At 32.4% G+C, this 12,887-nt stretch carries 12 protein-coding genes; 11 read left to right on the forward strand and 1 reads right to left on the reverse strand.

Features of this window, described 5'->3' with window-relative positions:
- Window positions 1-221: 221 nt before the first annotated feature.
- The 5 genes from ABH955_RS17230 to ABH955_RS17250 all read left to right on the forward strand — a co-directional run bounded on the left by ABH955_RS17230 (window position 222) and on the right by ABH955_RS17250 (window position 6,008).
- Window positions 222-944, forward strand: coding sequence for an MFS transporter (locus ABH955_RS17230; RefSeq protein ID WP_231348501.1), 723 nt, complete (start codon window positions 222-224; stop codon window positions 942-944).
- A 552-nt stretch (window positions 945-1,496) separates the two neighbouring features.
- On the forward strand, window positions 1,497-2,264 hold the full coding sequence (locus ABH955_RS17235) for an ABC transporter ATP-binding protein (protein WP_001244390.1): 768 nt from the start codon (window positions 1,497-1,499) through the stop codon (window positions 2,262-2,264).
- Window positions 2,254-4,236 (forward strand): FtsX-like permease family protein, encoded by a 1,983-nt coding sequence (locus tag ABH955_RS17240; protein WP_033730279.1) that lies wholly within the window; start codon window positions 2,254-2,256, stop codon window positions 4,234-4,236. Before ABH955_RS17235 ends, ABH955_RS17240 begins: the two co-directional genes overlap by 11 nt.
- Window positions 4,237-4,317: 81 nt before the next feature.
- Complete coding sequence (locus ABH955_RS17245; protein ID WP_000720526.1) at window positions 4,318-4,989, forward strand: response regulator transcription factor; 672 nt, start codon at window positions 4,318-4,320, stop codon at window positions 4,987-4,989.
- Window positions 4,986-6,008, forward strand: coding sequence for a sensor histidine kinase (locus ABH955_RS17250; RefSeq protein WP_016126795.1), 1,023 nt, complete (start codon window positions 4,986-4,988; stop codon window positions 6,006-6,008). Before ABH955_RS17245 ends, ABH955_RS17250 begins: the two co-directional genes overlap by 4 nt.
- An 817-nt stretch (window positions 6,009-6,825) precedes the next feature.
- Here the strand turns inward: ABH955_RS17250 and namA are convergent.
- Window positions 6,826-7,863 carry an NADPH dehydrogenase NamA gene (gene namA / locus ABH955_RS17255; RefSeq protein ID WP_088005267.1) on the reverse strand — a complete coding sequence of 346 codons (1,038 nt, stop codon included), beginning with the start codon at window positions 7,861-7,863 and terminating at the stop codon, window positions 6,826-6,828.
- Window positions 7,864-7,996: 133 nt separating this feature from the next.
- Here namA and ABH955_RS17260 point away from each other — a divergent pair, with 133 nt between their 5' ends.
- The 6 genes from ABH955_RS17260 (at window position 7,997) to ABH955_RS17285 (ending at window position 12,864) form a co-directional block, all read left to right on the forward strand.
- The gene (locus ABH955_RS17260) at window positions 7,997-8,449 is read left to right on the forward strand and encodes a methylated-DNA--[protein]-cysteine S-methyltransferase (protein WP_002031467.1); all 453 of its coding nucleotides are present in this window, start codon (window positions 7,997-7,999) and stop codon (window positions 8,447-8,449) included.
- A 25-nt stretch (window positions 8,450-8,474) separates the two neighbouring features.
- Window positions 8,475-9,473 (forward strand): DUF2628 domain-containing protein, encoded by a 999-nt coding sequence (locus ABH955_RS17265; RefSeq protein ID WP_404454973.1) that lies wholly within the window; start codon window positions 8,475-8,477, stop codon window positions 9,471-9,473.
- A gap of 71 nt (window positions 9,474-9,544) precedes the next feature.
- Window positions 9,545-11,206 carry a peptide ABC transporter substrate-binding protein gene (locus ABH955_RS17270; protein WP_002126994.1) on the forward strand — a complete coding sequence of 554 codons (1,662 nt, stop codon included), beginning with the start codon at window positions 9,545-9,547 and terminating at the stop codon, window positions 11,204-11,206.
- A 58-nt stretch (window positions 11,207-11,264) separates the two neighbouring features.
- Complete coding sequence (gene fosB, locus ABH955_RS17275; RefSeq protein ID WP_033730260.1) at window positions 11,265-11,681, forward strand: FosBx1 family fosfomycin resistance bacillithiol transferase; 417 nt, start codon at window positions 11,265-11,267, stop codon at window positions 11,679-11,681.
- 12 nt (window positions 11,682-11,693) lie between these two features.
- The gene (locus tag ABH955_RS17280; protein WP_404454976.1) at window positions 11,694-12,239 is read left to right on the forward strand and encodes a short-chain dehydrogenase; all 546 of its coding nucleotides are present in this window, start codon (window positions 11,694-11,696) and stop codon (window positions 12,237-12,239) included.
- Between the two features lie 13 nt (window positions 12,240-12,252).
- Window positions 12,253-12,864, forward strand: a complete 612-nt coding sequence (locus ABH955_RS17285; RefSeq protein ID WP_002012438.1) for a phosphoserine phosphatase 1 — start codon at window positions 12,253-12,255, stop codon at window positions 12,862-12,864.
- Window positions 12,865-12,887 lie beyond the last annotated feature (23 nt).

Here is a 12,887-nt window from a genome sequence, read left to right on the forward strand (position 1 = left end):
AAGGGCGTCTATTGCTTTTTTACCTAGTTCGAAGGAGGTAATCCTTCGTTTTTCGTAATCACACTCTAAACCATTTTTATGGTTTTTTTTATTTTCATTACTTCCAAATTAAAACCTTTTTCCCCGTAAAATCCCTTCGTTTTTTCTGCCCATTCTAGATAGTTTAGTAATTCATGCTTTTGTTCTGGTTCGGGTATTTTAGTGCTACGGGTAAAGAAGGCTTGGATTCCACAGTAGTTATTGTTAGTTTAATTGCAGGGGTTTTAGGAATTGCAGCTTTTGTCATTCGTCAAAACTTCTTAGAAAAACCAATTTTAAACTTTAAGATCTTCCTAAACCCTAAATATACATTATCTATTTTCGTGCTAATTACAACTATCTTTGCAATGTATTCGGTGATGATTTCTGTACCGTTATTTTTGCAGAACATTCAAGGCATGACAGCATTAAAATCAGGATTAATTATGCTTCCAGGTGCGATGATTATGGGATTATTAGCACCAATTAACGGTAAGTTATTTGATTGTTTTGGAATTCGTCCACTTATCCTAATCGGTTTTCCTTTAATGATTGTGGCATCTGTAATTTTAGGGAATCTAGGACTAGAAACCGCTTCGTGGGTTATTTGTTTAACGTATGCTATTCGTTTAATTGGCGTGGGGATGGTTCAAATGTCTCTTCAAACAAATGCACTCAATGCATTAAAGCAAGAAGAAGTATCACATGGTACTGCGATGAACAGTACGTTAGGGCAAACAGTTGGAGCAATAACTTCAAGTCTTATTGTCACGTTGATATCGAATCGTACACAGTTTCATGGTACAGAAATGTTAAAAGAACATAAATCTGAGATGATCGGAATGTCAGCTGATGCGATTCAAAAGCTGAAAAAAACAATTTCAATAGATGCCTTTATTGCTGGGAACAATGACACTTTCTTATAATCAATTGTGGTTGCGGTAATTGGTTTAGGATTGGGATTATGCTTAAAAAGCAAAAAAAGATGGGGGTTTCTAAATAAAATTTGAACTTTAAGATTAGGTTAGATTAGAAATGGATAATTGGTCCTTTGATCTAAAATGTTTTTTTGGGAGAAAATTAATGATATTTTATTATTAGTAAAGTTCTTTCTCTAATATGGTTGTAAAACGTAGATAAAGTATGTTTAATCAATATTTGGAATGAAAACTCTAGATTTTCTATGTAACATAGAAAATTTAGAGTTTTTTATTACCTATAATTACATAAGTCTTATCGTTTTTGCACCAGAACCGATACCCCTACATTTATCTGCCTCTTTGGTAGGGCATCGAATAATCCTTACTTATACCATCGCGATTTCTGATAACTTACATGTAGAGGTATCACTCAATATAACAAAAATGTAATGTTAATGAAATGTAATTCCATCGATACTATAAATGAAATTATATAAAATGAATTACATAAATGAATGAGAGTTAAAGAATTTTTATAATGAAAAAGGAGAAGTATTAATGCGAAATATATTAAATGTAGAAAAAATTGAAAAATATTATGGTAATAAAGATAATGTAACAAAGGCTATAGATAATATTAGTTTTAAGGTAGATGAGGGAGAATTTGTTGGGATAATGGGGCCTTCAGGAAGTGGCAAAACTACATTACTTAACTGTATATCAACTATTGATAATGTTACTACGGGAAAAATAATGATAAATAATAGTGACATTACTCGGTTAAAATCAAAGTCACTAGATAAGTTTAGAAAAAATGAATTAGGGTTTATATTTCAGGACTTTAATTTATTAGATACCCTTACTGCTTATGAAAATATTGCCCTAGCGTTAACAATAAAAGGTGAGAAAAGTTCAAAAATTGATGGGAAAATACAAGCAGTTGCAAAATATTTAGACATTGAACAAGTATTAAGCAAATACCCTTATCAAATGTCAGGCGGACAAAAACAAAGGGTTGGTTCGGCAAGAGCTATCGTAACAGATCCATCTTTAGTACTTGCAGATGAACCAACAGGATCGTTAGATTCTAAATCAGCTAGATTATTACTCGAAAGATTTGAAAGTCTAAATAAGGATTTAAAAGCTACAATACTTATGGTTACTCATGATGCATTTACAGCAAGCTATGCTCGTAGAATTCTTTTTATTAAAGATGGAAAAATATTTATCGAGTTGGTAAGAGGGAATGATTCCAGAAAAGAATTCTTTACTAAAATTATCGAAGTTATAACCCTTCTTGGAGGTGACGATAATAATGTACTCTAAGATTGCTATTGGGAATGTAAAGAAAAGTTTTAAAGATTATGCAATATATTTCTTAACACTAACACTGGCTGTTTGTATATTTTATAGCTTTAACTCAATAGAATCACAAAAGGCACTTATGGAAATTAACGCTTCAGATAGAAAGTATGTGCCTACAGTAATGAACGCTATCTCAAATGTGTCAGTATTTGTATCCGTAATATTAGGTGGTTTAATATTGTATGCAAATAATTTCTTAATTAAAAAACGTAAAAAAGAATTAGGAATATACATGACTTTAGGTATGGGAAGAAGAAACATATCCAGAATATTAGTAACAGAGACATTTCTAGTTGGCGTTATATCTTTAGTGAGTGGACTTATAATAGGTATTGGAGTATCGCAGGGGTTATCTACATTTGCATTAAAGCTATTTGACTTGCCCATCAATAAATATAAATTTGCAATTTCAACAGGTGCTATAGGTAAAAGCGTATTATACTTTGGAATCATGTTTTTACTTGTTATGTTATTTAATGTATATGTTGTTTCTAAATACAAAATAATTGATTTGTTAACAGCAGGTAGAAAAAGCGAAGATGTAAAATTTAGAAATCCTCTTATCTATGTAATCACATTTATTATGTGTGTAGCATCACTTGGATATGCATATGTGACTGTACTAAAAATCGGATTGAATTTTACTAATCCTATGCTCGTGGTATCAATCATTCTTGGCATATTAGGTACATTGCTGTTTTTCTTTAGTTTATCTGGATTTATATTATATGTTGTAAAGAAGAATAAAAAAGTCTATTTTAAAGGTTTAAATATATTTATCATCAAACAAATAAATAGTAAGGTTAATACAAATTTTATATCCATGTCTGTAATCTGTTTAATGTTATTCCTTACAATGGTGGCTTTATCTACAGGAATCAGCTTTAACAGAATGATGGACGCCACAACGAAAGAAATAACACCATTTGATGCCAGTATTACGTTGGAGAATAAGGATGAAAGTTACACTATAGAAGAAGTATTAAATAAAGCTAATTTTAAAATAAGTAATAACGAAAAATATGTATCTTATAATGTATATCGAACAGGGATGGAAGTGGTGGACTTTGTACCAGAAGGTAAAGATTATAATAACGATATAGATTTCATTAAAGTATCTGATTATAATAAAATTTTAAATCTTAAAGGTGAAAAGGAAATCACTTTAAATAACAATGAAATTTTACTTTTATCAAATGAAAGCCGGTTGGCTAATTCGACAAATGAAAGATTAAAAAATAGCAATAAGGTGAATATTAAAGAAAAAGAATATTTGGTAAAAAACGCTAAAGTTATACAAGAGAATCTTTACACTTATGATGTGCGAACTAATTACTTCACAATCGTTATAAATGATGAGTTTTTATCAGGCTACAAAATTACTGAATCCGTACTTAATGTAAATTATTTAGATGGAAATAGAGAAGAATATAATAAAAAATATGATAACGTTGCACGGGGCTTTTATGACGAAAATGGCCCGAAATTAAATATTAATCGTATAGCAGGCAAATCAAAGGATGAAGTTTGTGCAGGAAGTAAGGGATTGAAAACTATCGTACTGTTTATTGGGATATATATAGGTATTGTATTTTTAATAACGAGTATGGCTGTATTAGCTCTTCAACAATTATCAGAAGCCAGTGATAGCATAGATCGATATAAATCTTTGAAGCGAATTGGTTCAAACGGAACAATGATCGACAAAACGATTTTCATTCAAACTTTCGTATACTTTAGTCTTCCAGTTTTTCTTGCCATAATTCATTCTATAGTTGGAATTTATGTAGTCAATTATTATATTAACAGATTTCAACAAACAGACATTATTTTACCAGCATTGATGACGGGCTTAGTATTTCTTGTAGTTTATGTAGTATATTTCTACACGACATATGTCGGTTATAAAAATATTGTAAAAAGTAATACTTGATTTTATAATGCTTATTAGGGCTATTACACTTTGTTTCTCAAGATGTAATAGCCTTATATTCTGTATAGGGAGGGAAAAGTCATGAAAAAAATCATTCTGATTGAAGATGATGAAATCATCAGAGAAGAATTACAACATTTTTTTATAAAGTATGGATATGAAGTAAAGGCTCCCACAGATTTTAATCATATTATCAAACATATAGAAAGTGAGAATGTAGACCTTATATTACTAGACATAAATCTTCCTGTGTTCGATGGCTATTATATATGCAGAGAAATACGTAAAACTTCAGATGTTCCAATCATCATGGTTACAAGCAGAGATAGTGATGTAGATGAACTAATAAGTATGAATTTAGGAGCAGATGATTTTATAACAAAGCCTTATAATACAGAAATACTATTAGCAAGAGTAACAAACATTTTAAGAAGGACATCTGGAGATTTAAAGACGAATCATATCTTAATTTATAGAGATTTTAATTTAAATCTCTCAAATGCAACAGTTACTTATCAAGACAAGTCTGTAGAGTTAACTAAAAATGAAGTTAAAATACTCTCATGCTTAATAAATAATCGCGGATATATTGTAAAAAGAGATTCACTCATAGAAACCTTATGGAAATCTGATTATTTTGTGGATGATAGCACCTTAACTGTTAATATAAATAGATTAAGAAAAAAGCTTGAAGAGATAGGTATAGAAAATCCAATTGCAACAAGAAGAAGCTTAGGGTATATAATGCCATGAATATAGGTGAATTTATTAAAGATAAAATGGTAGTAATACTATCTAATGTACTGGTATTTATTATACTAGCAGGTATATTGCTGACTGTGAATGTTCAGTTCATTATAATATTTTTTGTCTTTTGTATTTGGTTTTTTCCATTGATTATATATATGGCTATAGAATTTATAAAATGTAAAAATTATTATAATGAGATTAATGGCATATTAGAAAACTTGGAGAAAAAATACCTACTTCCAGAGGTAGTAAAGGAATCAAACTTTATACATGGGGAAAAGCTTAACGCTATACTGAAAGAAGTAAGTAGAGATATGCATGAAAATGTAAAATATTATAGCGATATGCAATCGGATTATAGGGAATATATAGAAACATGGGTACATGAAATTAAGACGCCGATAGCTTCTACAAAGCTAATAATTGAAAATAATCAAAATGAAGTAACTAATAAAATAGACTCACAATTGGATCGAATCGAAGGGTTTGTAGAACAGGTGCTGTATTATTCTCGAAGCAATAATGTCGGTAAGGACTATATTATAAAACCAATCAACCTTGATGATGTAGTAAGAACTGTAATTAAAAGAAATTATAGAGATTTTATTCATAAGAGAATAAAATTAGATATGAAAAATATTAATGAAATCGTATATAGTGATAAAAAATGGGTTGAATTTATTGTTAATCAAATATTAGGAAATTCCATAAAGTACTCAAATAACAAGGAACAAATGATACGTATATACTCAATTAAGAAAGCTAACTCAGTAATACTAACTATAGAGGATAATGGAGTAGGGATAATAACTAAAGATATAAATAGAGTTTTTGAAAAAGGATTTACTGGAGAGAATGGAAGGAGATTTAGCAAAAGTACAGGAATGGGTTTGTACCTATGCGAAAAACTGTGCTCAAAATTAGGAATGAAAATTGGCATTGAATCTGAAGTGAATAAAGGAACTAGAGTTACATTAATATTTCCGTTGTCAGGTATGGTAACTTTTGAGCCTTGTTTATAAAAGAGATGCTGCCATCTTTCCACGAATTTAGTATGAAACTTATAAATAAATTTAAAACGGTATGAAAAGAGTAGAAATTCTCTTCATACCGTTTGTATTATTTAGCCATTTAACATATTGGTATATTTAATTGTGAATCGGATGGATGTTAATCTGGATTAGTCATTACTATTTTTGATGTCCACTAATACTTAACGTAAGATTTGGTTCGGTTGCTACACAGACCTCGTAAGCGAGAAATTGTACACTATATAAAACAGTAAAATAAATATCCGATCCCTTAGCGTACAAGGAATTGGATATTTTGTGTCTAAATTGTGTCCAAACGTATATTGCAATTAAAGCAAGTATGAATAATTTCAAGTGTTGTTTTATTATGTATTAATTTCAATTTTTTAAGGTCTAATTTAATCAAACTTTATTTTTAAGCTACAACGGTTGCGTTACTTGAAGGGAAATAACCTAAGTTGTTTCTATTTCTCTATTTTATTATTCCACTATAAAGCGCTTTTCTTTAATAAGGTGGCATCTTTTTACATGGATAACACTTTTAAGAGATTGAATTTATTTAGGTGAAAAAAATTGTGAAGTATTGTACTTAAAGTAAAGAGGGCAGTTTTAAAAGAAAGGATATAACATATTTGTTGACTTAATGAATGTAGTGATAAATGAGTGATAAAAAACATAAAAAATAGGTGTATCAAGCAAAGTGTTGATACACCTTAAAACTACATTGTTAAACAACATGTGTTGTCGTGTAGTATATCTTATATATCTTTAATTATTTTAGATTCAGTATTACATATTCTTCTCGGTTTTATTTATTAGTTTTAATTTTTCCGGGTGCTCGCCCGTATTGATATGGTTCTTTTAATTCAAAGCCAAGTTCATTGGCAGCTATTCTTGGGAAGTATGGATTACGAAGTAACTCGCGTCCGATAAAAATTAAATCTGCTTCGCTATTATTTAAAATTTGCTCCGCTTGTAATCCAGTCGTAATTAATCCAACTGCACCTGTTGCAATGTTAGCATTCTCTTTAATGTGTTTGGCATATTGGACTTGATAACCTGGATATACATCAATATGAGCTGGGACAACTGCACCAGAGCTACAATCGATTAAATCTACCCCTTGTTCTTTCATCCATCCTGTATACTGCACATAATCTTGAACTGTTAACCCGTCAGGATGATAATCATTTGCTGAAATACGAACAAATAACGGTCCGTTCCAAACTTCATTTACAGAGTCAATGATTTCGCGTAAGAAACGATAGCGATTTTCAGGTGAACCCCCGTATTCATCAGTCCGCTTATTTGCAAGCGGAGAAAGAAATTCATTAATAAGATAACCGTGAGCACCATGTAATTCAATAACGTCAAATCCCGCTTGTTTTGAACGTAACGCAGCTTTTTGAAAAGCTAATACGGTGTCTTTAATTTGTTGCTTACTCATTTCCACGGGTATTTTCATTCCATCGTTAAACGGAATTGCTGAAGGAGCTAAAGCGTCCGTTTCTAATTCAGCCTTTCTTCCGGCATGAGCGAGTTGAATGGCAGCTTTTGCGCCGTTATCATGTATAAATGCTGTCGTCTTATGTAAGCCTTCAATTAGATTATCATCCCAAATGCCTAAGTCTTTGTTAGAAATACGTCCTTCAGGTAACACAGCTGTTGCTTCAATCATAACTAAGCCTACTTGGCCAGCAGCCCTGGTTCCATAATGAATGAGATGAAAATTGGTTACTCGGCCATCCTCATTCTCTGATGAATACATACACATAGGCGACATAACGATACGGTTTTTTAGCGTAACGTCCTTAATTGTATAAGGTGAAAAAAGTTGAAGCTCCATCAAATATCCCCCTTGATTGAATTTTCTTACATTGTATCATCCTCTTTTTTGTTTCCCTAATAAAACGCTTATACGAAAAATTTCGTCTATTCGTGTTACAATGGCTAATATGAATTGAATTGGAGGATGACATATGTATCAGGCTTATTATGAAAGTGAATTAGGTTTGCTGGAAATTACAGCGAATACGAAAGGGATTACGTCTGTTATATTTGTTGAAGAAAGAAAAGAAGAACATAAAAATGAACTTGTTGAACAATGTATAAATGAATTAGATGAATACTTTGAAGGAAAAAGAAAAGAGTTTACAGTTCCATTGTCTGCTGAAGGAACACCATTCCAAAAGAATGTATGGGAAGCACTTTACACCGTACCATATGGCGTAAGTGCTTCATATTTAGATATTGCAGATAAGGTTGGGAATACGAAAGCTGTACGAGCGATAGGAGGGGCAAATAGCCGGAATCCAATTTCAATTATCGTTCCATGTCATCGTGTAATAGGAAAGAGTGGAAAACTTGTTGGGTATGCAGGTGGTTTATGGAGGAAAGAGTGGTTATTGAAGCATGAAGGCATATTAAAATGAAGTATGGATGGAAAGAGGGATTGTTTTGAAATGTATAAATTGTGGGCGACCTTGTATTAATGATCAGTTGAATTGTGCAAATTGTCAACGGAACTTGCATAATAAACAAGGTGAAGAAAGCTCGCTAATAGACAAAGAATTAGAAGTATATGTAGGGAGACAATATCCATATTACAAAAGAAAATGGGAGCTTGAGAATAAGCGAATTGCTAGGTGGAGCTGGAATGGTTTGGCTGCTATTTTCAATGTAGGTTGGCTTGGATATCGTAAGTATTATTTACCTGCTGCTTTATTTATACTGTTATTAGTAGCATGTGATGCATTTTCTTATTATATGGGGTTCAACGTAGCGTTGCCAATCATTAATATGGTGCCTCTTACGTTTTTATTACTCATTTTCATTCTATTTGGGATGGGGATTTTTGCAAATGGATTATATTATCAATTTGCAGAAAGGCGTATATATCGAATAAAAGCACGGGGAATTAAAGATGAATCGGTTGAAAATTATCTGATCCATGATAGTGGTGGAACGAGTAAAATGGGAGCAACAATCGTTACTATTTTAGCAGTTGCTAGTATTTTTTTCAGTCATTTCTTTTTTCCGACTGATCGAGATATTATACAAAAAGTACGTACAAGTTCGCTTTATGAATATCCGTTCTTTTCGATTGGTGAATCGTTTGAAAATTATTTTCAAAATTCAGGATGGATATACTATCGGGGAACGGAAGGATTAGAATTAGTAGAATTTCAGGGGGAGAGTCCTGAGATGCCAAGGAAAAAGGTGACAATTCAATTTATTGTTGATTATAAATTGGGAGAAGTGGAACCATATTCCCTTACGATTAATGGTGAATCTAAAAATGAAGAAGAGTTTTTGAAGATGATGGAAGAAATATTCAAGGTTCAAAATCCGTTTGAAATAGAGGATGGATTGCAAGTAAATGCTATTCAACAAAGCGGAGGGAAAGCAATTTCTGACCGCTTTTTTTCTTTTTATGAAAATAAATATTTAAAATAATCAGAATTTTTTGTATAATAAAATATATTATACAAGTTTTAACTTATACATATAGATTGGGGGAAGGAAGAATGAAGAGAAAGGTAACAACGATTGCTGCAGTTGCATTATCGGCTAGTGTACTGGTTGCGGGATGTGGGAATGGGGAGAAGGCTTCGACAACGAAGAAAGAATCAAGTAAGGGAATGGCAGATAAACAAGTTTTAAATTTGCTAGAAACAGCTGAAATTCCTTCAATGGATACATCTAAATCAACAGATTCTGTATCTTTCCGTGTATTTGTAAATGCAATGGAAGGATTATATCGTCTAGATAAAGATAATAAACCAACTCCAGGTATGGCCAAAGACGTGAAGATTAGTGAAGATAAAAAGACATATACATTTGAATTACGTGATGCAAAATGGTCAAATGGTGATCCAGTTCGAGCACAAGATTTTGTATATGCATGGCAACGTACATTAGATAAAGCAATAGCAGCAGAATATGCATTTATTTTATTTGATGTGAAAAATGCACAGAAAGTAAATAAAGGAGAAGTACCGTCGGATCAATTAGGTGTTAAAGCGAAGGATGATAAAACGTTGGTAGTAGAATTAGAGCAACCAGCACCTTATTTCCTTGAGCTTACTTCGTTCCCTACATTCTTCCCATTAAATGAAAAGTATGTAAAAGGACAAGGGGATAAATACGGATTAGAAGCAGATAAATTATTGTACAATGGACCATTTACAATGAGTGAATGGAAACATGAACAAAGTTACCAGTTAAAGAAAAACCCAAATTATTGGGATAAAGATGCTGTAAAATTACAAGAAATTAATGTGGGTATAGTAAAAGAGACAAGTACTGGGGTAAATTTATATGATAGTGATCAAGCAGACCGTGTCATTTTAAGTTCTGAGTTTGTAGACAAATATAAAAAGAATAAACCAGATGAATTTAAAACGAAGCTAGACCCACGTATGTATTTCCTACGTTTTAATCAAAAAAATGCAACGTTTAAAAATCAAAAGGTTCGTGAGGCGATTGATTTAGCGTACGATAAAAAAGGAATTGCGGATGTAATTTTGAATGATGGATCATTGCCAGCGTATTTCTTAGTACCTGAAAAGTTTACGACAGGACCAGATGGAAAAGACTTCCGTACTGTAAATAAAAATTTCCGTGACAGTAAAGATAATGCTGCGAAAGCAAAAAAACTATGGGAAGAAGCGAAGAAAGAACTTGGTCAAGATACAATTACAGTAGAATTACTAAATGATGATAACGGTAGTCGTAAAAAAGTGGGCGACTTTATTAAAGAAGAATTAGAGAAAAACTTACCTGGTATTAAAGTGAATTTGAAGCAACAACCATATAAGCAGAAGTTAGATTTAGAAAAGAAATTTGAATATGAATTCTCATTATCTGCATGGAGTCCAGATTATCCAGACCCAATGACATATATTGATATGTTCGTTACTGGAAGCTCATTTAATGAAATGGATTATTCAAATCCGAAGTACGATGATTTAGTAGCAAAATCAAAAGGAGAACTACTAAAAGATGACGCAGCACGCTGGAAAGCACTTGCAGAAGCTGAAAAAATCTTAATTGGTCAAGATGCTGCAATCTCTCCTACGTACCAACAAAGTACAGCTTACTTAGAGAAGACGTATGTAAATGGTATTGCTAACCATACGTTCGGTGGCGACTTTAGTTATAAATGGGCATATATTACAAAGAAATAGTATAATAAAAGATGAGTGAATTTTCGCTCATCTTTTATTTGTTTAGGAGGAATTAGAGTTGTTAAAGGGAATCAATCATCTTTGTTTTTCAGTGTCCAATTTAGAAAACTCTATTACATTTTACGAGAAAGTATTGGAAGGAGAATTATTAGTCAAGGGGAGAAAACTTGCATATTTTAATATATGTGGAGTATGGATAGCGCTTAATGAAGAAACACATATTCCGAGAAAGGAGATTCATCAATCTTATACGCACCTCGCATTTTCTGTTGAACAAAAAGATTTTGAACGCCTGTTACATCGGTTAGAAGAAAATAATGTTCATATTTTACAAGGAAGAGAACGTAATGTGAGAGATTGTAGGTCTATATATTTTGTTGATCCTGACGGTCACAAGTTCGAGTTTCATTCAGGGACACTGCAAGACCGTCTAAATTATTATAGGGAAGAAAAACCTCATATGACATTTTACTAAGGGGGGAAGAAGTTGCATGCACTTGTAATTGGTGGAACAGGAATGTTAAAGAAAGTTTCTATGTGGCTTTGTGATCAAGGATTTCGTGTGTCTGTTATTGGACGAGATGAAGTGAAATTAGAAAATGTTAAGCAAGCTAGTTCGGCACCAGAAAATATTACATGTCTTCCTTTAGATTATCAAAATGACGATGGTCTAAATCGATCTATTACAAATACAATTGAACAGAATGGTCCAATTACATTAGTAGTTGCATGGGTACATTCGAGTGCTAAGCATGCATTACGACTCATTTGTAATGAAGTTGAATTGTCATCGGAAAAGTATAGTTTATTTCATATATTAAGTAGTAGTGCATCGCGTACGAAGTCACAAAAAATAGGTGGGACATTATGTAGTTATTATAGAATTATATTAGGGTTTATTTTAGAAGATACATATGCAAGATGGCTTACTCATGAAGAGATTGCTGACGGAGTTATAAAAGGAATTGAAAGTAAATGCACAGAATGGATTGTAGGGAGAGTAGAGCCGTGGGAATCGCGGCCAAAATGGTAAGGGGGCATGCGAAATGAAGACAACGGTATATGTAACAAGGCACGGTGAAACAGAATGGAATGTAGCAGGGCGGATGCAAGGACGGAAAAATTCAGCATTAACAGAGAATGGTATGATACAAGCGAAACAATTAGGGGAGCGTATGAAGGATTTACCACTCCATGCCATATATAGTAGTCCAAGCGAAAGAACGCTTCATACTGCTGAATTGATTAAAGGGGAACGCGATCTTCCAATTATAGAAGATGAACGTTTCTATGAAATAAACATGGGGATATGGGAAGGGCAAACAATTGCTGACTTGGAAATGCAATATCCAGAAGAAGTACATTTATTTTGGAATGAACCACATCTTTTTCAGTCAACATCAGGGGAAAACTTTGCGGCCGTTCATAAAAGAGTAATTGAAGGGATACACTTTCTTTTAGAAAAGCATAAAGGAGAAAATATTTTAATAGTTACTCATGCTGCAGCAGCGAAATTACTCGTAGGGCATTTTGCAGGTTTTGAAATTGAACATGTATGGGAAGAGCCATTTATGCATAGCGCGAGTCTTAGTGTGATTGAATTTGATGAAAACCGTGGTAAAGTAAAACAATTTGCAGATATAAGTCATTTTCAGTAAACGTAAAAAAGGTCGCAAAGCGA

It is taken from the genome of Bacillus sp. RC240 (assembly GCF_044907945.1).
Classification (GTDB): domain Bacteria; phylum Bacillota; class Bacilli; order Bacillales; family Bacillaceae_G; genus Bacillus_A; species Bacillus_A mycoides.

What these genes read in the sequence shown, in the direction of transcription:
- namA (WP_088005267.1), bottom strand. Translation starts at nt 7,863, where the DNA reads ATGGAGCTTCAACTTTTTTCACCTTATACAATTAAGGACGTTACGCTA.
- ABH955_RS17260 (WP_002031467.1), top strand. Translation starts at nt 7,997, where the DNA reads ATGTATCAGGCTTATTATGAAAGTGAATTAGGTTTGCTGGAAATTACA.
- ABH955_RS17250 (WP_016126795.1), top strand. Translation starts at nt 4,986, where the DNA reads ATGAATATAGGTGAATTTATTAAAGATAAAATGGTAGTAATACTATCT.
- ABH955_RS17235 (WP_001244390.1), top strand. Translation starts at nt 1,497, where the DNA reads ATGCGAAATATATTAAATGTAGAAAAAATTGAAAAATATTATGGTAAT.
- ABH955_RS17285 (WP_002012438.1), top strand. Translation starts at nt 12,253, where the DNA reads ATGAAGACAACGGTATATGTAACAAGGCACGGTGAAACAGAATGGAAT.
- ABH955_RS17240 (WP_033730279.1), top strand. Translation starts at nt 2,254, where the DNA reads ATGTACTCTAAGATTGCTATTGGGAATGTAAAGAAAAGTTTTAAAGAT.
- ABH955_RS17270 (WP_002126994.1), top strand. Translation starts at nt 9,545, where the DNA reads ATGAAGAGAAAGGTAACAACGATTGCTGCAGTTGCATTATCGGCTAGT.
- ABH955_RS17245 (WP_000720526.1), top strand. Translation starts at nt 4,318, where the DNA reads ATGAAAAAAATCATTCTGATTGAAGATGATGAAATCATCAGAGAAGAA.